This window comes from Mycobacterium sp. 852002-50816_SCH5313054-b (assembly GCF_001667185.1).
GTDB lineage: Bacteria > Actinomycetota > Actinomycetes > Mycobacteriales > Mycobacteriaceae > Mycobacterium.
On record NZ_LZIC01000147.1, the window covers coordinates 49,986 to 70,558 of the forward strand.

Below are 20,573 nucleotides of genomic sequence, written 5' to 3' on the forward strand. Positions count from 1 at the left end.
CGCGCAGAATTGCTGGGTAAGGCGGCTTTTACTCGACCTTGACCGGTTGTTGAATCCCCTCCCCCACGATTGCGGACGTGACTACGCTTCATCTGGTGGAACTGGGGGTTTTGGGACCTCTGCAGGTCCGGCAGGCTGGCCTGCCGGTCGCGATTCCGGGCGCCAAGCCTCGCGCGATCCTCACGATGCTCGGGCTGCACGACGGTTCGGTGGTGTCGGCCGACTCGTTCGTCGAGCTGCTCTGGGGTGACGATCCGCCGCGCACGGCGGCCAAGGCCCTGCAAACCCACATCTCTTTGCTGCGTCGCACCCTGGGCGACGGCTTCGTTTTGACGCAAGGATCCGGCTGGACCCTGGCCGAGACCGCGGTCGACGCCGCGCGCTACACAGCGGCCGCACGGTCGGGCCGCGACGCCGCCGCCGCCGGCGACGACAGCCGAGCGGTGGTCTGCTTCGACGAGGCGCTTGCGCTGTGGCGCGGGATCCCCGAACTGCCGGATGGCCGGCGGGGAACGCCGGAGAAGACCCGGTGGATCGAGGCCCATGCCGCGCTGGTGGAGGATCGGGCCGATGCGCTGCTCGCGACGGGCCGCGCCGCCGAGGTCGTCGGCGAGCTCGAGGCCGCGGTGGCCGACGCGCCGCTGCGCGAAAGGCGTTGGGGTCAGCTAATGCTCGCGCTCTATCGGGCGGGCAGGCAGGGCGAGGCCCTCGGCGCCTATCAACGGGTGCGCGCGTTGCTCGCCGACGAACTGGGGGTTGACCCCGGGCCGAATCTTCGCCGGCTCGAGGCCCTGATCGTCGCACAGGACGCCGCATTGGAAGTCCCTGCAACACAACGGTCTTCGTCAGTGACCCGCGCCGTGACCTTCCTGCTCACCGACATCGAAGGGTCGACGGCCGCGTGGGAGGCGGAAGCAGGCGCCATGGCCGTGGCGCTCGCGCGCCACGACGAGCTCGTCGAACAAGTCGTCACGTCGCGTGGCGGGCGCCTGATCAAGACCCGCGGCGAGGGCGACGCCACGTTTTCCGTCTTCGAACGGCCGTCGGCGGCGGCGGCCGCGGCCATCGAGCTGCAAGACGCGATTGTCCATGAGCCGTGGGCCCTTTCGGAGCCGATGCGCGTTCGGGTGGCGTTGCACACCGGGGAGGCCGAACTTCGCGACGGCGATTACTTCGGCCGGTCGGTCAATCGCGCCGCGCGCCTGCGATCGCTGGCCGTGGGCGGCCAGATCCTGTGCTCGGGCGCGACCGCCGAACTCGTCATCGACTCGCTGCCGGATCACGTTGCGCTCGCCGACCTGGGAAGGCGCGAGCTGCGCAACCTCGCGCGCCCGGAGCACGTCTTCGAGCTCCGACTGTCCACCGCCGGGGACCATCCGGAGCCCGTCTCCCCCGATGTGCCCATGGAACGCCCGACCCTGCCCGCCGTGCTGGCGGGGCCCGGGCCGTTCGTCGGACGCGGGAACGAGCTGCAGCGGCTCTTTTCCGTGTGGCAGAAGGCGCTTGCCGGCGGTACCAACGCGGCGTTGATCGCCGGTGAACCGGGAGTCGGCAAGACACGTCTGGCCGGCGAATGGTCCCGGCAGGCCTACGACCAAGGCGCCCTTGTGATTTACGGCCGCTGCGACGAGGACCTCGGCGCGCCGTACCAGCCGTTCGCGGAAGCGCTGCGGGCGCTGCTGCCCTGCCTCGGTGCAGGCGGGCTTCGCGGGCTGCGGGGCGTCGAAGCACTGCTCGCCCTGGTGCCCGGGCTGACCGACATCCTGCCCGATCTGGCCGCTCCGACCCGCGCCGACCCGGACACCGAACGCTACGCACTGTTCGACGCCGTCGTTGCCGTGCTGGGAGTCGCCTCGGCGAACGCGCCCGTCGTGTTGATCCTCGACGACCTGCACTGGGCCGCCAAGCCGACGCTGTTGTTGCTCCGGCATCTGTTGCGCTTCGGCGAGCAGGCGCGCGTGCAGATCATCGGCACCTACCGCAGCACCGATCTGGACCGCTCCCATCCGCTCGCGGCGATGCTCGCCGACCTGCACCGCGACGGCAGCGGTAACCGAATACAGCTCAGCGGTTTAGACGAGGACGACGTGACCGCCTACGTCGCCGAGGCGGGTTACCACGACGAAGAGCTGGCCCGCGCGCTGGCCTCAGTCACCGGTGGCAACCCGTTCTTCCTCATCGAGGCCCTGCGCCACGTCGATGAGAGCGGCGGCCGCTGGGACCAGAGCACCCTGCCGCAGGGGGTCCGCGAGGCCGTAAGCCGCCGCCTCACAAGGCTTTCGCCCGAGACAAACAAAGCCCTGGCCGCGGCTGCAGTGGCCGGCAGCCGGTTCGACCTGGAACTGGTCGAGCGCGTGGTCGGCGACGACCTGGTCGACGCGTTCGACGAGGCATGCAAGGCCGGAATTGTCATCGAGGAGCCCGGCGGCCGCTACCGGTTCAACCACGCCCTGGTCCGACAGTCGCTGCTCGCCGAGCTGCCGTCGGTGCGGCGCATGCGGCTGCATCAGCGCATCGCCGCGACGCTGGAGAGCCAGCCCGGCGCCGATGACGAGCTGCTTGCCGAATTGGCGCACCACTACTTCGAATGCGCGTGGGCGGGTAACGCGGCCAAGGCCGTCGAGTACTGTCGGCGCGCCGCCGACCAGGCGATGGCACGACTCGCCTATGAGGGCGCGGCCGACCTCTACGACCACGCCCTGCACGCGCTGGAGGAGATCGACGACGAGCTGCCGGACCGCGACGACCAGGCCGCCGAGTTGCTGGTGGCACGTTGCGAGGCCCTTCTCGCCGCAGGTGATGTGGTCTCGGCGGCGGGCGCGGTCTCACAGTTGCAAGGAACGACGGTCGATTCCGCGCGGCTCGCCGCGTGGGCGACGTGCTTCGACGGGCAGCTGTCGATGCTGGCCCATCCCGAGCGGCTGGACGAGATCGAGGCCGCGTTGAGCGCGGCCGCCGCGAAGCTGGCCGAATTGGACGATGCCGCAGGGGAAGCCAAGGCGCACACGATTCGGGCGGGGTGTCTCGCCCGCCTCGGGCGGATCGGTGACTGCGAAATCGCGCTCGATGACGCCCTGACCGCGGCGCGGCGCGCACGCGAGCACCGCCGGGTGAATTCGGTGTTGGCGAACGCTCCGCTCGCGGCGCTGTGGGGACCCAATCCGGTCCCGCGCGCGGGGGGACGGTGTCTGGACGTGGTGCGGCTGCTGCGAATAACGACCGACTCCCCCGCCGTGGAGGCGACGTCGACGCGGTGCCAGGCCGTGCTGGAGGCGTTCCGCGGCCGCGCCGCCGCGGCCCGTCGGATGATTGACTCGGCCCGCCGCACAGTCACTGAGCTCGGCCTGCGCCATGCCCTTCTCGAGGTCGAGCAGTTCGCCGGCATCGTCGAGCTGGTCGTGGATGAGCCCGCCGCGGCCGAGCCCCATCTATTGAAGGCTTACAACGGTTTTCGTCGCATGGGCCTCGACGCCGACACCGCTGAGACCGCCGCGCTGCTTGGTCGTACCTGTCTGGCGCTCGACCGTGATTCCGAGGCCGCCGAATTGTGCGCCGAGAGTGAGCGTCTGGCCGGTCACGCGCTGAAGCCATCGATCGCCTGGCGCACACTTCGGGCGCAGCTGCTGGCGCGCTCCGGCGACCACGGCGAGGCTCGCCGGGTCGCCGAAGCCGCGGTCAGCCTGGCCGAGCGCACGGACGCGTTGGTCGATCACGGAGACGCGTGCCTGACGCTGGCAATGGTTTTGGGCGCTGCCGGTGATGTCTCCGGTGCGCGGGCCGCGGCCGAGCGGGCGGTCAGCTTGTACGAGCGGAAAGGCGCCGCGGCGCTTGCGGAAAAGGCGCGCGGCATTGTTGGAAAGCGCCCTGGGCCACCAGCGCCGCCCCAAGCGCCAAGCCTCGAAGTTACCAACGCCTGCGTGCAAGCGGGCAACAGGTTGATCGATGCCGTCAACCGCGAAGCATGGGACGAAGTAGCCCAGTCACTTGCCCCGTACGTAGCAACCGAGAGCCGCCGGAAGATCGTCGGCTTTTCGCGTATCGACGTCCCGTCGAGTCAGTGGCCTCAGGACATGAGGCGGTACTTGGAGACGGGCATGGTGCGCTATCACCACACGGCTCTCGCCGTGCGTGGCGAACGTCTCGCCCTCAGCCGACTGGAGGTCGGGACCGACGATCAGAGTTCGGGTGCGCCACAGGACGAGATGCTCCAGGTCGTCGGCCTTGATGCGGAAGGTCGAATAGCGCTGCAGGTGAAGTTCGACGTCGAAGATATCGACGCCGCACTCGCCGAACTCGACGCCACGCATGCTCGGTTCGAGAACGAGCGCCGACCCGCACGGCGGCTGGAGAACCGGGCAGCGCGCGTATTCGAGCACGTCTGGTCGCACTTCGCTGCGCAAGACTGGGACGCCCTGGCTGAAGCCGTAGCCGACAACTATGCCGGCGTCGATCATCGCCGGGTCGTGAGTGCCGAGACTCAACATAGTCGTGATGACGTGGTAAGAGACTTGCAGGCAGCGGCCGGTGTCGGTTTCACGATATCGATGTTGAGCGCCATGGCGATCCGCGGCGAGCGTCTCGTCCTCGCACGTGTTCGCGCCTCCGGCCGCGACCCCGAAGCGATTCAAAACGACGCCCTCAACGTTGTCCAGATCGACGGTGACGAGCGGATTGCGCACGTCGTCACCTTCGACCCTGACGATTTCGACGCCGCCGTCGCCGAGCTCGACGCCCGTTACGCCGCCGGCGAAGCAGCCGAATACTCGCGCACGTGGGCGGTAATCTCGGGCGCTCTGGTTGCCCACAATGGGCGCAAAATGGCTTCGGCGACACAGGATGTGGTGACCATCGACCACCGCCGCGTCGCAGCATTCGCGCCCGGCGAGGGTATCGGCTACATCCGTGCTGGGTGGGATCTCGACCAAAAGCTCGACATCTACATCGAGACCGTGCATCGGGTAAGCGAGCTCGGCGCGGTTTTCAGTTGGGCAGGAAACGGAGCCTCACCCGAGGGCTTCGCCGCGGAGTGGCGTGGGGTCGACCTGATGATGGTCGATGGCGAATTGCTTAGCCGGGTGGAGGTCTTTGACGAGGCCGACATCGATGCCGCTATCGCGAAGTTTGATCAACTGAGCCGACCGACACGACGGTTGGAGAACGCGGCCTCCCGCACGTTCGAGCGGATGCAAGCGTGCTTCACGGCCCCGGACTGGGACGCTTTGGCGGACGCGCTGGTCGACGACGTTCACAACGAAGATCGCCGTCGGGTGGTGAATGCAGGCGTCCTGAGGGGCCGAGGCGCTGTGGTCGAAACGATGCGGTGGGCCGCCGACCTCGGGGTCACGCACGCGACCTCACACGTCATCGCCACCCGCGGAGAGCGCCTCGTCCTCGCGCATGCGGGATACTCGCAGGGCGACGAGGACCCCGAGACATTCCGCGCCGATGCCCTTCAGCTAGCTGAAGTCGACGCCGACGAACGGCTCACGGCGATCATCGTGTTCGATCTCGACGATTTCGACGCCGCCCTCGCGGAGCTCGACGCGCGCTACATAGCCGGCGAGGCGGCCGACTACTCGCAGACCTGGTCGGTCATCGCAGGCGCCTACGCCGCGCTCAACCGACATGAGATCGCCTCAACGACACCGAACTTCGCGAACATCGACCACCGGCGAGGAACGAGGTTCGCGCCCGGCGACCTGATCGCGTATGTCCGTGCCACATGGGATCTTGCACAAGACGGCAGTACCTACATCGAGGCTGTGCATCGGCTGAATAACCTCGGAGCGGTCGTCACCCATGTGACACATGGAAGCTCCCGACAAGGCTTCGACGCCGAGTGGCGCGAAGTCTTCTTGCTCACGGTCGAAGATGACTTACTCGGCCGTTGTGAGCTATTCGATGAGTCAGGCCTGAACGCGGCGATCACGAGGTTTGATCAGCTAAGCCGGCCGGAGCGGCTGGAAAATCAGGCAGCGCGCGTATTCGAGCACGTCTGGTCGCACTACGCGGCCCGCAAGTGGGACGCCATGGCTCAAAGCGTTGCCGAAAACTATTGCGGCGTTGATCACCGACTAGTCGTGATAGCCGACATCCAGCATGGCCGAGAAGACGTGGTCAGAGACCTGCAGGCGGCCGCAGAGGTCGGTTTCGCAATATCGATGGTGAGCGCCGTCGCGATCCGCGGAGAGCGTCTAGTCCTCGCACGTGTACGTGCCTCCGGCCACGATCCCCAAGCGATTTCAAACGATGCCCTCAACGTCGTCGAGATCGACGACGACGAGCGGATCGCGAAAGTCGCGACGTTCGATCTCGACGATTTGGATGCGGCTATCGCCGAACTCGACGCGCGCTACATCGTCGGCGAGGCGGTCCCGTACTCGCGCACGTGGTCGGTCATCACGCGGGCCTACGACGCGCTCAACCGGCGCGAACTGCCTCCTACGACGCCAGATTGGGTGAACATCGACCACCGCCGGGGAACATCGTTTGCGTCCGGTGAAATGCCCGCAATACTCGATGCGGCGTGGAACCTCACCATGGATCTCAGCCACACCATCACGACTGTGCATCGGCTGACTGATCTTGGATCGGTGCTGACCAACACGTCGCATGAGACATCGCAAGAGGGCTTCGATGCCGAATGGCGGGTCATCACCGTCGCGACGGTGGAAGGTGACCTGCTCAGCCGTTGCGAGATCTTCGACGAGGCGGACTTGGACGGGGCTCTCGCGCGCTTCGACGAATTGAGCTTGCCGACAAGGCGGTTAGAGAACGCGGCAAGCCAAGCCGGCGAGCGCTTCCTGACGCGCTTCGCATCGGGTGACTGGGACGCCATGACGCAGATGCTGGCCGACAACTTCTCCAACGACGATCGACGTCGGGTGGTAGGGGTAGGACTCCGATCTGGTCGAGGTGCGCAGATCGCGGACATGCGGACGATCGCCGACCTGTTTAGCACGAAGGTGACGTTGACGACGATCGCGACCCGAGGAAAGCGCGTTGCCCTCGTGCATCTCCGCTTCACCGCGCGCGACCATGGGTCTGAGGCATTTGTTCTCGAAACGGCCGGTGTCCTCGAGATCAATTCCGACGAGCAAATCGTCGCGGTCGTCTTTTTCGACGTCGATGGCATTGACGCCGCTTTGGAGGAGGTCGATGCGCGCTATCTAGCCGGCGATGCGGCCGCAAACTCACATGCCTGGTCCGTCGTTGCGGCTAGTTACGCCGCGCTCAACCGGCACGAGCTGCCGCTGACCACACCAGACTGTGTGAACATCGACCACCGACGGGAGACGGCGTTCGGTCCCGGCGACGTGACCGAATACATCGGCGCGGGTTGGGATCTCGAGCAGGAAGTCAATATTTACGTCGAGCAAGTGCACGGGTTGACCAGCTGCGGAGCAGTCATCACTTATGCAGCGCACGAGACGGCGCAAGGGGGCGTCGACGCCGAGTGGCGCGGACTCGCAGTGTTGCTGGTCGACGGCGATCTGGTCAACCGGGTTGAGGTCTTCGACGAGGCAGACCTCGCGGCCGCACTCGCACGGTTCGAGGAACTACGCCCCCGGACACCGCGCTTGGAGAATGCGGCGAGCCGCGTCTACGACCGCATGAATGCCCTCTTCTTGGCCCGCGACTGGGATGCGGTGAGCAAGAGCCTGGCGCAAGACGTTTCGACCGACGACCGTCGACGGGCAGTCAATTCCGGCCGCCGAAAGGGGCGGGATGCGGTGACAACCGAGATTGCGGGATTCGCCGACATCGGGGTTACCAACATCACGTCAGACGTCATTGCGACCCGAGGCGAGCACCTCGCCCTCACTCGTGCAAGAACCTCGGGGCCCGGCCAGCCGCTCGACTCGTTCCACGCCGAAGTCCTCCACGTCGTAGAGATCGATGCCGACGAGGGAATTTTGGCGATGGTCGTGTTCGATGTCGAAGACCTTGGCCAGGCGTTTGACGAGCTCGACACCCGATACCTCGCCGGCGAAGCGGCACCGCACGCGCGCGTTTGGAAATTCGGAATGGACGCGATCGCGGAGCTCAACCGCCATGAGCCGGGACCCAATGTGAGACAGCTCAAGTATGTCGATCATCGACGGATCCCCTTCGCATCGGGGTCGGATTTCGGCCGGGGGGTCGAGGAGCTGTGGGCGCTCGTACCTGACGCTCACTATCGTGTGCCGTGTATGCATGCTCTGGACAGCCGGGGCACTGTCGTCACATTCGTCATCGAAGGTACCGACGAGCACGGAAACGAATTGCAATGGCGCCGAACACTTCTCTTCGCTTCCGAAGGACCGCGCCTAGAGGTGTACGAGGACGCGGACCTAGACGCGGCGCTCGCACGGTTTGAGGAACTGCGCCCGCAGCCGCGGCGACTGGAGAACGCGGCAAGCCGGGTGCACGGGCACCTCAAGGCATGCGTTGGGGCCCGTGACTGGAACCCGGTAGGCGAGATACTGGCCGACGACATTGTGATCGAGGATCGCCGTCGGGCCGTGAACTCCGGGATTCAATACGGTCGGGCGGCCGCCATCGCGGACATGCGGAGCGCCATTGACCTGGGACTCAGAAATATTTCATTGACCGTCATCGCAACCCGCGGTGACCGCCTCGAGCTCTCCCGTACGCGTGTCTCGCAGCACGGTCAACCTGAGGCTTTCGGCATCGAGTTTTTCAGCGTCCTCGAGATCAACGATGATGAGCGGGTCGCGGCGCGTATCGCGTTCGACATCGACGACATCGGCGCCGCGTTCGACGAACTCGACGCTCGCTACCTCGCCGGCGAAGCCGCGAGCCTCGCGGACACCTGGTCGGTGGTTGCACGGGTCCCCGCCCAGTTCAATCGTCACGAACTGTTCGCGACGACGCCGGATCCGGTTTACATCGATCATCGACGGCTCGTCTCGATCGAGGGGGCTGATCTGGCCGCCTCCGTTCGTGCCGTCTGGGACATCACTTCGGGTTCCAGCGCCTACATCGAAGCCGTGCATCGGCTCAGCGATCGCGGAGCCGTCTTCACCGAGGTGCTGAAGATGACCTCGCGAGACGGCTTCGACGCCGAAGTGTGGATGATCATGGTGTTCACCGTCGAAGACGGCCTCATCAGCCGCGTCGAAGTCTTCGACGAGGCAGACCTCGACGCCGCACTCGCGAGGTTTGACGAACTGCAACCGCAGCCGCCGCGACTGGAAAATGCTGCAAGCCGCCTGGGCGAGCGCTTCTTTGCGCATGTGGAGTCCCACGAGTGGGACGCGATGGCCGAGATCGTGGCGGAGGACAGTTTCTTCGCCGATCGCCGGCGGGTGGTGAATGTCGGGGTATGGCACGGTCGCGACGACGTGATCGCAAACGTGCGAGTGCTCGACGAGATTGAGGCGAACTTGACGTTCACCGTCATCGCGACCCGCGGCGAGCGCCTCGCACTCACCCGCGTCCATTCCTTGAATCGCGATCTGCGGCACGGCGAGTTCGAGGTCGAGCTGCTCAGTATCGTCGAGACAGACGCCGAAAATGGGATCGCGATGCTAATAACATTAGATCCCAACGACATTGATACCGCGTTCGAGGAACTGGATGCCCGGTACGTCGCCGGCGAAGCGGCTGCCCACGCGCACATGTGGTCCGTCCTCATGCGGGCATTCGCTGCGCTCAATCGGCGTGAGGTTCCCGCAATGATGCCAGACTGGGTCAGGATCGATCACCGATCACTCGCGCCGTTCGAGGCCGGTGATTGGGCCGCATTCCTGCATGCGACGTGGGACGTCACGCCGAACCTCTTTAGCTACATCGAGGTTGTGCACCGGCTGAGCGACTTCGGGGCGGTTGTCACCCACGTTGCTCACGGGACCTCGCAAGACGGGTTGGACGCCGAGTGGCGGATAGTCGATGTCTTCACCGTCGACGGCGACCTCGTTAGTGGCGCCGAGTTATTCGACGAAGCAAACCTCGATGCCGCGCTCGCGCGTTTCGAGGAACTCGATCGGCCGCCCGTACCGCTTGACAACGCCGCGACACGAATCTGGTCAGGGCTGGCCGACGCGTACAACCGCCGCGACTTGGACGGGTTCTTTGCCCTCACCTCTGCCGACCTGCGCTACGACGATCGGCGAAAGGGCCTGCGGGACGCATTCGAAGGCCCAGCAAGGCGAAAGAACATGCAGGCGATGTTCGAGGCCGCGCCCAGCGGCTCCCGATTGACGGTGGAAGCCATCGCAAGCAGAGGCCAGCACCTCTCGCTCACCCGCGCGCATTACGGCGACCCCGATGATCCCGATGCACCGACCGTCGAGATGTTGCAGATCACGGAAGTCGGTCGGGACGGCCTCCTGCACGCATGCGTGAGCTTTGATCCCGACGACATGGACGGGGCGTTCGCGGAACTCACCGCTCGCTGGAACGATTCGGGAGAGGCCGCGCACCCCGAGGTCCTCGGGGCGACCTGAATAACTTGTCTTTCAACAACTTTCGCGGAACCGGGCTCACGCAACCGTCAGCCTGGCAACCCGTTCGCACCGTTCGGGCCGAAAAGGTAGTACCCGCCAAACCCGCCCTGTCCACCAACGCCCGGGACGACCCCAGTTCCGCCGTTACCGCCGCCGCCCCCGATGCCGAAGAGAAGTCCGCCATAGCCGCCCTGGCTGCCGTTACCGCCGAACGCCAAGCCGGGCGCCCCGAAGCCGTTGCCGCCGTGGCCGCCGAGGCCGAACACCAGGCCGCCGAGACCGCCGAGCCCGCCGGTGCCGCCGTGGCCGCCGGCCTGGGCCACCCCGCCGTCGCCGCCGGCTCCGCCGATGCCGAACAAGGAACCCCCCGCATAGATGCTGCCGGCACCATCGCTGAACACATAGCCGTTGTCGCCGCCGTAGCCGCCGGGCCCGCCGGTGCCGCCGGCGGTCAGGGCCGTTCCGCCGGCCCCGCCGTGGCCGCCAAGGCCGAAGAGGATGCCGCCGCCCCCACCACCCTGGCCGCCCTGGCCGCCGATGTTGCCGGCGCCGACGGCCGCCCCGCCGGCGCCGCCGTCGGCCCCGGTTCCGATGAAGTTGAAGAGGGCGCCGCCGCTGCCGCCGTCGCCGCCGACGCCCGCGAGCCCGTTGACGAAGTTGAGGCTGGACCCGCCGGCCCCACCGGTGCCGCCCAAGCCGTAGATCAAACTGCTGCCGTTGCCGCCGGCGGCGCCCCAGCCGGCAACGAAGCCGTTGCCCCCGGCCCCGCCGATGCCGCCGTTGCCGAGCAGGAACCCCCCGTTCCCGCCGAAACCGCCGTCGCCGCCGACGCCATTGACGCTGGCACCGCCGGTCCCGCCGACGCCGCCGTTGCCCAAAAGTCCGACGGCATTGCCGCCGTTACCGCCAAAGCCGGCCACTCCAGCACCAATAGCGTTCCCACCCGTGCCGCCGCGGCCGCCGTCGCCGAACAGGAACCCACCGCTGCCGCCACTACCGCCGCTCTGGCCGGGCCCGCCGGAACCGCCGGCACCACCGTTGCCCCACAACAACCCGCCGTTCTGACCGTTGGCACCTGTTCCGGGGGTCCCGTCGGCGCCGTTACCGATCAGTGGCCTGCCCAACAGCGCCTCGAAGGGCGCATTGATGTCGTTGAGGAGCCCCTGCAGGGGATTGGCGTTGGCGGCCTCGGCGCTGGCGTAGGAACCCGCACCGGCGTTCAGTAGCTCGACGAACCGCTGGTGAAATCCCGCCGCCTCTGCACTGATCGCTTGATAGACCTGCGCGTGCTGGCCGAATAGCGTCGCGATGGCCGCCGACACCTCGTCGCTCGCCGCGGCCGCCACCGCCGACGTCGGAACCGCCGCCGCCGCATTGGCCGCGCTGATCGTCGAACCGACACTCGCCAAATCCGAGGCCGCCGCCGTCACGTACTCCGGGACTGCAACTACAAAGGACATCCCGACCTCCGAACGACGTGGCGACCGCCCGACGGTGGCCGACTAGCGAAATCGTGTCGTCTTGCTCGCCCTACCGATCCCAAGTTTCAGGCGGCTGGGCAGTAATGGACAGAGCCAACACGCAGTCGATGAGGCGGCCCTAGGCGGGCGATGAGTTCCACCTGTGAGCCGGCGCGCAACAGTCGCGGCGTGCGGATTTCGATTGCGTCTAGACACGACGCGAGGTTTTTGATGGACGGAGAAGGCATAACATTGGTATGAAAATGTCGCAATTGGCAATTCTCGCACTTGTTGGGAAGATCCTGCCGCCTTCGGCCGATGCGATGCCTTCAACGTGCGACGGTCGGCAGTCGCCCACTTGAACCAACACGGTCAAGAGTTCGCAAAGAGCTATAACCTTCTAGCCTTCGGATTTGCGAGATTCGATCATTACGGTACCGCCTTTGAATGCAAAATTCGCCCGGTGAATATTCTTCTGCGTGGCCCTTAGTCCAACCGTTCAGCCGCGGTAGAGTGCGGGCCAGCCGACGGCTAAATCACTGTAAACCGTGCCTCGGGTATTGAAATCTGACTGTAGGCAAGGAAACTACCGCCCCGGCGATCGCAGGCAGCGCAGGCACGTTGCGTAGTTAAAAGGGTTTGCTAGGCAAGGGTAAGCCAGCGAGCATTTGCCGTCTTTCGGCACTTGGATTTCGCGCTTTGGTTGCGTAGAGTGGCTTGCCCCCGAATGTCATCAGACAAAACTTCGCACGCGCTGAACGTCGGAAACCGCACAAAGATCTGAGCAATCCAGAGCGCAATCATAATTTTTATCTAAATGTGGCTTTGTTGCCAGAGTCGCGATACGCTCCTGTGGTTTTTGCATTTCCCCTTGGTCAAAATAGCGATAGCCGAACTGTCGGGAGGTACGGAATGTCGTTTGTGATCGCAATGCCGGAGATGGTGGAAACAACGGCAACAAGTTTGGCGGGCATCGGGTCCACGATCAGTGCGGCCAACGCGGTCGCGGCGGCCCGCACCACCAAGGTGCTGGCCGCCGGCGCCGATGAGGTTTCGGCCGCCATCGCGGGCGTGTTCGGCACGCACGGCCAGGAATTTCAGGCGCTCAGCGCCCAGGCGGTGGCGTTTCACGACCAATTCGTCAAGGCGCTCAATTCTGGCGCGGGCGCGTACGCGGGCGCGGAGGCCGCCAACGCCTCACCGCTGCAGATGCTGCAGCAGGATGTGCTGGGTGTGATCAACGCGCCCACCGAAATGCTGGTGGGGCGTCCACTGATTGGCAACGGCGCCGATGGGCAGACCGTCAACGGCGTCGGGCAGCCCGGCAAGCCCGGCGGGATCTTGTGGGGCAGCGGCGGCAACGGTGGCAATGGCACCAACCCGGGAGCCCCCGGTGGCGCAGGCGGGCGCGCCGGCCTCATCGGCAACGGCGGCATCGGCGGACAAGGCGGTGCCGGCGGGCCCGGCGGTGCCGGCGGCCGTGGCGGGTGGCTCCTCGGCGCCGGCGGCGCCGGTGGGGCGGGCGGGATCGCAACTGCCGTCGGGGGAACCGGCGGCGCCGGCGGTGCCGGCGGCAGCGCCTCATTGCTGGGCCACGGCGGCGCCGGCGGAGCCGGCGGGATCGCCACCGGCACCAATGGCATCGGCGGTATGGGCGGTCACGGGGGTGCCGGCGGGCGGCTGCACGGCAGTGGCGGCACCGGCGGGCTGGGCGGTGACGCCACCGGCACCGGTGGGCATGGTGGCCGCGGCGGCGATGCGGGCACCGCCGGAATATTCGGCAACGGCGGTCTCGGCGGGCAGGGCGGCACCGCATTCCTTGGCACCGGAGGGGATGGCGGCAGCTCCGGCAACAGCGGGATCATTGGCGACGGCGGCACCGGCGGCAATGGCGGGGCCGGCTTGATCGGCGGCCGCGGCGGCGACGGCGGCTCCAGCGGAATCTTCGGCCGCGGCGGCGACGGCGGCAACGCCGGCACCGGCGCCGCGCCGGCCAGTGGCGGGAATGGCGGTAATGCCGTGCTCATCGGCAACGGTGGGAACGGCGGAAACGGCAGCGCCGGCGGGCCCGGCGGCCACGCCGGCTTTGCCGGGCCGCTCGGCCACAGCGGGATAAACGGGGCGCCGTAGCGCTCGCTATCGGCGGCTCAATCAGATTCGCCTGGGCCGCAACGGTTATCGCCGGCGGCAAAATGGCCTAATCCTGGGCCGACTGGTATTCGCGTTTCTATTTCGGTTGAGCTACGACACTCGTTCTCATGGTCGCGTCTCGCCCGTGGTTTCCCATTTGTTTGTATGGCTAACATAAGTAACTTTGGCTCAACGGGTAGGCGATGACTGATGACGACTGGGATATAGATGGCGGACAGCATCGCCGCGACCGACCCGACGCTCACCCCTACCACCAACGGCCGTCGGCTCCGATGGGACCGCGACCACCCGCACTACAAGTGGGTCGCCCTTTCGAACACGACGCTGGGCATGCTGCTGGCGATGATCAACGCGTCGATCGTGCTGATCTCCTTGCCCGCCATCTTCCGCGGGATCGGCCTGGACCCCCTCGCCCCGGCGAATATCGGCTTTCTGCTGTGGATGCTCATGGGTTATCTCGTCGTCACCGCGGTCCTGGTCGTGTTCGTCGGACGACTCGGCGACATGTTCGGCCGGGTGCGCATCTACAACTTCGGCTTCGCGGTGTTCACCGTCGCGGCGATTGCGCTCTCGTTCGACCCATTCCACCTCGGCGGCGGCGCGCTGTGGCTGATCGGCTGGCGCGTGATCCAGGGCATCGGCGGCGCGATGCTGATGGCGTTGTCGGCGGCGATCCTCACCGACGCTTTCCCGAGCAATCAGCGCGGCATGGCGCTCGGATTCAACATGGTCGCGGCGGTGGCCGGCTCTTTCCTCGGCCTGATGATGGGTGGCCTCCTGGTGGGATGGGACTGGCGCGCGATCTTCTGGGTGGGCGTGCCGGTCGGCTTGGTGGGCACGATTTGGGGCGTGCGCTCGCTGCACGAGATCGGTGTGCCGACGCCGGGGCCGTTGGACTGGCCCGGCACTGTGACATTCGGCGTTGGCTTGACCGTCATCCTGGTGGGCATCACCTACGGCATTCAGCCGTACGGGGGTCATGCGACGGGCTGGACGAACCCGTGGGTGCTGGGCTCGATCGGCTTCGGTGTGTTCTTGCTGTTCGCGTTCTGCGTCATCGAGTTGCGGGCGCCGCAGCCGATGGTCGACATCCGGCTGTTTCGGTCGACGGCTTTCGGGATGGGCAACCTGGCCAACCTGATGTCATCGATGGGCCGAGGCGGCTTGCAGTTCATGCTGATCATCTGGCTGCAGGGCATCTGGTTGCCGCTGCATGGGTACAGCTTCGAGTCGACGCCGCTGTGGTCGGGCATCTACTTGTTGCCGGCGACCGTTGGGTTCCTGTTCGCGGCGCCGATGGCGGGATGGCTGGCGGACCGGTTCGGCGCGCGGCCGTTCGCCGTCGGCGGGATGCTGCTGATGGCGGGCACGTTCATCGGGCTACTCATGATCCCGGTGGATTTCGACTATCGGGTTTTCGCGCTGCTGACCTTTCTCAACGCCCTGGGCGGCGGCGTTTTCACCGCGCCCAACACCGCCGCCATCATGTCGAGCGTGCCGGCCGCGCAACGGGGAGCCGCGTCCGGTGTTCGGGCGACGTTCTTCAACGCCGGCTCGGCGCTGTCGATCGGAGTCTTCTTCTCGCTGATGGTCATTGGGCTGGCGCACACACTGCCTCAGGCGCTGAGCAGCGGGCTGCAACAACAAGGCGTATCAGCGGCGGTGGCGCAGGATGTTGCCAACCTGCCGCCGGTGGGCAGCCTGTTCGCGGCGTTTCTCGGTTACAACCCGGTCGCCGAGTTGCTCACGCGATCGCATGCGCTGCAGCAGCCCGGCGTAAACGCCGACGTGCTCACCGGCAAATCGTTCTTCCCTGACCTGATCTCGGGGCCGTTCCACACCGGACTGGTGGTGGTATTCGTCGCGGCGGCGGTCATGATGCTGACCGGCGCGCTGGCATCGCTTGTTAATCCCGGCCGCTACGGGGATGAGGTCGACGAAGCCACGGCAACGGCGGCGTAACCAGCTCAGCGATCCGGCAGCGGGTCGGCGCTGCGGCGTCGTCCCAACAGCACGCAGCACAACGCAAGCCCCGCCAGCAGCGGGTGAACGACCCAGCCGGCACGGGGCGATTCTGCGCGCGGTGTTCTGGTCATCGGGCAACGATCCCGAGGTCACCGGGCAATCGTTGACGCCGCGAAGAGTGGGATTGCTGATTCCCGCGGAACGGCAACGGCATTGGTGACCATGAACGTTCACCGGCTGCTGATGTTGACCCCGGATACCTCCGACGCGGATATGCATGCGCTCGTGGACACACTGGCCACGATCTGGGAACGTGCGCTGTATTCAGGGAACGGTTAGCCGCGACCCGTTTTGCCACCCGTCAATTGCCGTTGCACACGGCTACCATTCGTCATGCCGCTTTGGACCCCGCACTGACGGCATCGCCGACGCCAATAAACAAAGGGAGCCGTATCAATGTCCTCACCTCGCTGGCTCGCAGTGCTCACCGTCCCCCTGATCGCCGGCGCTGCCCTGGTTGGCAGCTCCGCGGTCGCGACCGCCACCACGCCTGCCGATGAGGCGTACCTCGCCCAACTGCGCGCCGTCGGGCTCACGTGGCCGCCCCAGACGGAAGAGGCGCTCATCGGAGAGGCGCATCTCGTCTGCTACGACCTCACGTGGGGTTGGGCGCCGCAACAGATCGCCGACGACATTCACTCCCATTTGAACGCCAGGGGCGTGACGTTGTTGGACGTCGGAACCTTGGTCAACGCCGCACACAACACCTACTGCCCCGGCAATGTGTGCGACGCACCCAGCCTTTGCACCTGACGGCGCTATGAGACAGAAGGTCTCCCCCACAAGGGTTCTCGACCGATCATCGCTTCGACGCGGTGCCTCGACGCCGTGGCGTGCGGTGCGCCGCTAGCACGTCATTGTTGGCCAGCGTTTGCGCCTCAGCGGCCAGCGTCGATGCCCTGTTGGCGTAGGCGATCGCGTCGGCCTCGTTCGTTGCTTGCGTCCCGCGCGCCGCTACCAGATGCCGCCTGGCGTCTTCGAGCCGGGCCTGGGCTTCGGTTCCGATGCTGCCGCGATGCCGGGCGGCGTAGTCGGAGATCTGGCGCACCCGGGCGTCGGCGGTGGACAACGCCTGCCCCAGCGACCGATCGCTCCCCTCGGTGCTCACCTGCCCGTCGCCACGCGCGGCGCGTCGGCGGCGGCGCGCGCGATAGAGCACGAGAACCACGACGACGACGACCACAACGGCGATGACGGCGATCGCGATCGGCACCCAGTTGCGCTTCGACGAGGGCGCCGGGCTTGCCGGGCTTGCCGTTTTGTCCAGCCCGTCGGCCGCAGCGACCGCGGCGATGCTCCATTCCTTTGCATTGATCGCCGGTTCAATTTGGTTGCTGCGCAACGCGTTTAACTCGGCCGCCGGGAGGCCCGGCACGTCGAACACGTACGACTTGGTGTTCGTGGCCACAGCCAGCAGCGCGTCGTGGTCGCCCATGCCGCTGGCGCTGCGGGTTTGGTTCGCCCAGTTCTCGGGCTTGAACCTGGAGAAGTTGTCGACGTAGACCACCCACAGTTGGATGTGCCGGTCGCGGTACAGCCGGTCGATGGCCGAGCTGACCGCCGCACGGCCGGAGTCGGTCAACGCCCCGGTGTTGTCGGTGATGTGATCGGTGACCTTGGACGGCGGTTGCGCGCCGGCCGGAGTTGCCAGCAGTAACCCCGCCGTGAGAATCGCCAGGACCGCACCGAACAGGCGAACAACCCGCATACGGGTAATCTAGCCCGCTGCGGGGAGCCGAGCGCACCCTCACCTGCCGTCGGCGACTGGCGCTCGATGCACTAATTTTCCTGGGATGACGTTCTCAGCTACAAGCGCGGTCGCGCGTTGGATCGCCCCCCTCCTCACGGTTGCGGCCGTTGTCGGTACGAGCCATCTCGTCGATCCGGCGGTGCGCTTGACCGACAACGGCAATCCGTTGGCCGGCATGCCCTTCTACGTCAATCCCAACTCGGCGGCCATGCGCGCCGCGCAGCATGCCGATCCACCGAGTGCCGAGTTGACCGCCATCGCCAACACTCCGCAGGCCTACTGGATCGTCCCGGGCGGTTCCGCGGCGACGGTCGCGAAGTACACCGGCGATGCGGCGGCCGCCGGCGCCATCCCGGTGCTGGCGATTTATGGGATCCCGCACCGCGACTGTGGCAGCTTCGCCGCCGGTGGCATGGCGACGGCCGACGACTACCGCGGGTGGATCGACGGCATCGCCTCCAGCGTGGGCGCCACGCGGACGGCGATCATCCTCGAACCCGACGCACTGGCCATGGCCGACTGCCTGTCGGCTGACCAGCGCCAGGAACGCTACGACCTGATTCGCTACGCCGTCGACACGCTGACGCGCAATGCGGGCACGGCCGTCTACGTCGACGGTGGCCACCTGCGCTGGCACAGCGCCGAGGACATGGCCGCCAGGCTCAACAAGGTCGATGTCGCGCGGGCGCGGGGATTCAGCCTCAACACCGCGAACTTCTACACCACCGGGGACGAAATCGGCTACGGGGAGGCGATTTCCGGGCTTACGAATGGTTCGCACTACGTGATCGACACGTCGCGCAACGGCACCGGGCCGGCGCCCGACTCCGGGCTCAACTGGTGCAACCCGAGCGGCCGAGGACTGGGCACTCCGCCGACCACCGCCACCGCGGGTGCGCACGCCGACGCGTACCTGTGGATCAAACGCCCCGGTGAATCCGACGGAACATGCGACAAGGGTGATCCGCCGGCGGGCACCTTCGTGAATCAGTACGCCATCGATCTGGCCCACGCCGGGGGCTAGCTGCGCGCGTCTCTGGCAAAGAACACGGGCGTCGTCGTAACCTCAAGCGACGGTCCCTCGGGTGGATCGTCCACAAACCCCTAGCCGCACAGGGACTGGAGGAAACGTCCAGATGGCTGAGGAGCTGACGCCGCATTTCGAGGATGTGCAAGCGCACTACGACCTCTCCGACGACTTCTTCCGCCTGTTCCTCGACCGCACCCAGATGTACACGTGCGCCTACTGGCTCGGCGGCGATGACATGACTCTGGAACAGGCGCAGATCGCCAAAATCGACCTGTCGCTGAGCAAGCTGGACTTGCAGCCCGGCATGACACTGCTGGACCTCGGCTGCGGCTGGGGCGCGGCCATGATGCGCGCCATCGAGAAATACGACGTCAACGTCGTCGGCATCACGCTGTCCAAGAACCAGGTCGCCCACGTCGAGCAGCTGTTCGCCGCATCGGACAGCCCGCGTTCCAAGCGGGTGTTACTCGAGGGCTGGGAGCGGTTTCACGAGCCGGTGGACCGGATCGTGGCGATCGGCCCGTTCGAACATGTCGGCTACGACCGCTACGGCGCCTTCTTCGAAAGAACTTATGAGCTGTTGCCGACCGGCGGCACGATGCTGTTGCACACCATCACCGTCCTGTCGGAGAAGGAGATCATCGAGTCCGGCTTGCCGCTCACTCCGGCGATAGTCGAATTCAGCGACTTCATGAAAACCGAAATCTTTCCCGGCGGCTACCTGCCGACCATCGACATGGTCAAACAGTTCTCGGCGAAGGCCGGCTTCAAGCTGAAGCGCCGCCAATCGCTGCAGCGGCATTACGCCAAGACCCTGGACGTATGGGCCGCGGGACTGGAGGCACACAAACAAGAGGCCATCGCGATCCAGTCCGAAGAGATCTACGAGATGTACATGAAGTACCTCACCGGCTGCGCGAATCTGTTCCGCAAGGGCTACACCGACCTCAACCAATTCACCCTGCGGAAGTAGTCGTCGTCTTGAGCCCAGAAACGCTTCCCATTCCCGGGTTCCATTAATAGAGTTAGCGGTCCGAGTCGCCCCGTTGAACTTGATGGGAGTCGCACAATGTCGGCTTTCCTGATCGCAGCACCTGAGGCCCTGGCCGCGGCCTCGGCGGATTTGAGTGGAATCGGGGAGGCGATCAAGGAGGCCGCGGCAACGTGGGCGCCGTCGACGACCGGAATCGCGCCGGCGGCCGCCGATGAGGTGTCGGCCGCGATCGCGCGGTTGTTCGACAACTACGGGCAGACCTACCAGACAATGGGCGCCCAGGCGGCCGCGTTCCAGCAGGAGTTTGTGCAGGCGTTGAGCGGTGGCGCGGGCTCATACGCGGCCGCTGAGGCCACGAGCGCAGCGTTTCTGCAGATCCCAAATCTTCCGATCCCGCACCCGCAGGCCTTCGAGCAGAACCTGCTGGATACGGCGAATGCATACAGCGTGGCGTTTACCGGACGCCCGCTGATCGGCAACGGCGCCAACGGGGCCCCCGGGACCAGCGCCCCCGGTGGGGCCGGCGGCTGGTTGCTCGGTTCGGGCGGGGCCGGCGGGTCCGGCGCGGCCGGTAGCGGCGGCGGGTCTGGCGGCGCCGCGGGGCTGATCGGCACCGGCGGAGCCGGTGGCGCCGGCGGCACCGGCGCACCCGGCGGTCCGGGCGGACACGGCGGATGGCTGCTGGGCACCGGCGGCGCCGGCGGGACCGGAC

The 20,573-nt window shown here is 66.5% G+C and carries 10 protein-coding genes; 7 read left to right on the plus strand and 3 right to left on the minus strand.

The window, feature by feature from the left end:
* Window positions 1–95: 95 nt before the first annotated feature.
* Window positions 96–10,451 (plus strand): BTAD domain-containing putative transcriptional regulator, encoded by a 10,356-nt coding sequence (locus A5787_RS26205; RefSeq protein ID WP_066972719.1) that lies wholly within the window; start codon window positions 96–98, stop codon window positions 10,449–10,451.
* Window positions 10,452–10,498: 47 nt separating this feature from the next.
* On the opposite strand, the gene A5787_RS26210 is transcribed toward A5787_RS26205, so the two are convergent.
* Window positions 10,499–11,911, minus strand: a complete 1,413-nt coding sequence (locus A5787_RS26210; RefSeq protein WP_082977459.1) for a PE family protein — start codon at window positions 11,909–11,911, stop codon at window positions 10,499–10,501.
* A gap of 912 nt (window positions 11,912–12,823) precedes the next feature.
* Here A5787_RS26210 and A5787_RS26220 point away from each other — a divergent pair.
* Together A5787_RS26220 and A5787_RS26225 are read left to right on the plus strand one after the other, a co-directional pair.
* Complete coding sequence (locus tag A5787_RS26220) at window positions 12,824–14,041, plus strand: PE family protein (protein WP_066972727.1); 1,218 nt, start codon at window positions 12,824–12,826, stop codon at window positions 14,039–14,041.
* 228 nt (window positions 14,042–14,269) lie between these two features.
* Window positions 14,270–16,024, plus strand: coding sequence for an MFS transporter (locus A5787_RS26225; protein ID WP_066972730.1), 1,755 nt, complete (start codon window positions 14,270–14,272; stop codon window positions 16,022–16,024).
* A 5-nt stretch (window positions 16,025–16,029) separates the two neighbouring features.
* Here A5787_RS26225 and A5787_RS28565 read toward each other — a convergent pair whose 3' ends face one another.
* Window positions 16,030–16,158, minus strand: coding sequence for a hypothetical protein (locus A5787_RS28565; protein ID WP_255361749.1), 129 nt, complete (start codon window positions 16,156–16,158; stop codon window positions 16,030–16,032).
* Window positions 16,159–16,525: 367 nt separating this feature from the next.
* Here A5787_RS28565 and A5787_RS26230 point away from each other — a divergent pair, with 367 nt between their 5' ends.
* On the plus strand, window positions 16,526–16,840 hold the full coding sequence (locus tag A5787_RS26230) for a DUF732 domain-containing protein (protein ID WP_082977461.1): 315 nt from the start codon (window positions 16,526–16,528) through the stop codon (window positions 16,838–16,840).
* Window positions 16,841–16,886: 46 nt separating this feature from the next.
* On the opposite strand, the gene A5787_RS26235 is transcribed toward A5787_RS26230, so the two are convergent.
* Window positions 16,887–17,795: a YgcG family protein gene (locus tag A5787_RS26235; RefSeq protein WP_066972734.1), complete on the minus strand. Its 909-nt coding sequence runs from the start codon at window positions 17,793–17,795 to the stop codon at window positions 16,887–16,889.
* 85 nt (window positions 17,796–17,880) lie between these two features.
* Between A5787_RS26235 and A5787_RS26240 the strand changes: the two genes are divergently transcribed.
* From A5787_RS26240 to A5787_RS26250, 3 genes are all read left to right on the plus strand, one after another.
* Window positions 17,881–18,861 carry a glycoside hydrolase family 6 protein gene (locus A5787_RS26240; protein WP_066972736.1) on the plus strand — a complete coding sequence of 327 codons (981 nt, stop codon included), beginning with the start codon at window positions 17,881–17,883 and terminating at the stop codon, window positions 18,859–18,861.
* Between the two features lie 112 nt (window positions 18,862–18,973).
* Window positions 18,974–19,840 (plus strand): cyclopropane mycolic acid synthase family methyltransferase, encoded by an 867-nt coding sequence (locus A5787_RS26245; protein ID WP_066972738.1) that lies wholly within the window; start codon window positions 18,974–18,976, stop codon window positions 19,838–19,840.
* Window positions 19,841–19,936: 96 nt separating this feature from the next.
* A partial coding sequence (locus A5787_RS26250; protein ID WP_156764143.1) for a PE family protein occupies window positions 19,937–20,573 on the plus strand: 637 nt, incomplete at its 3' end.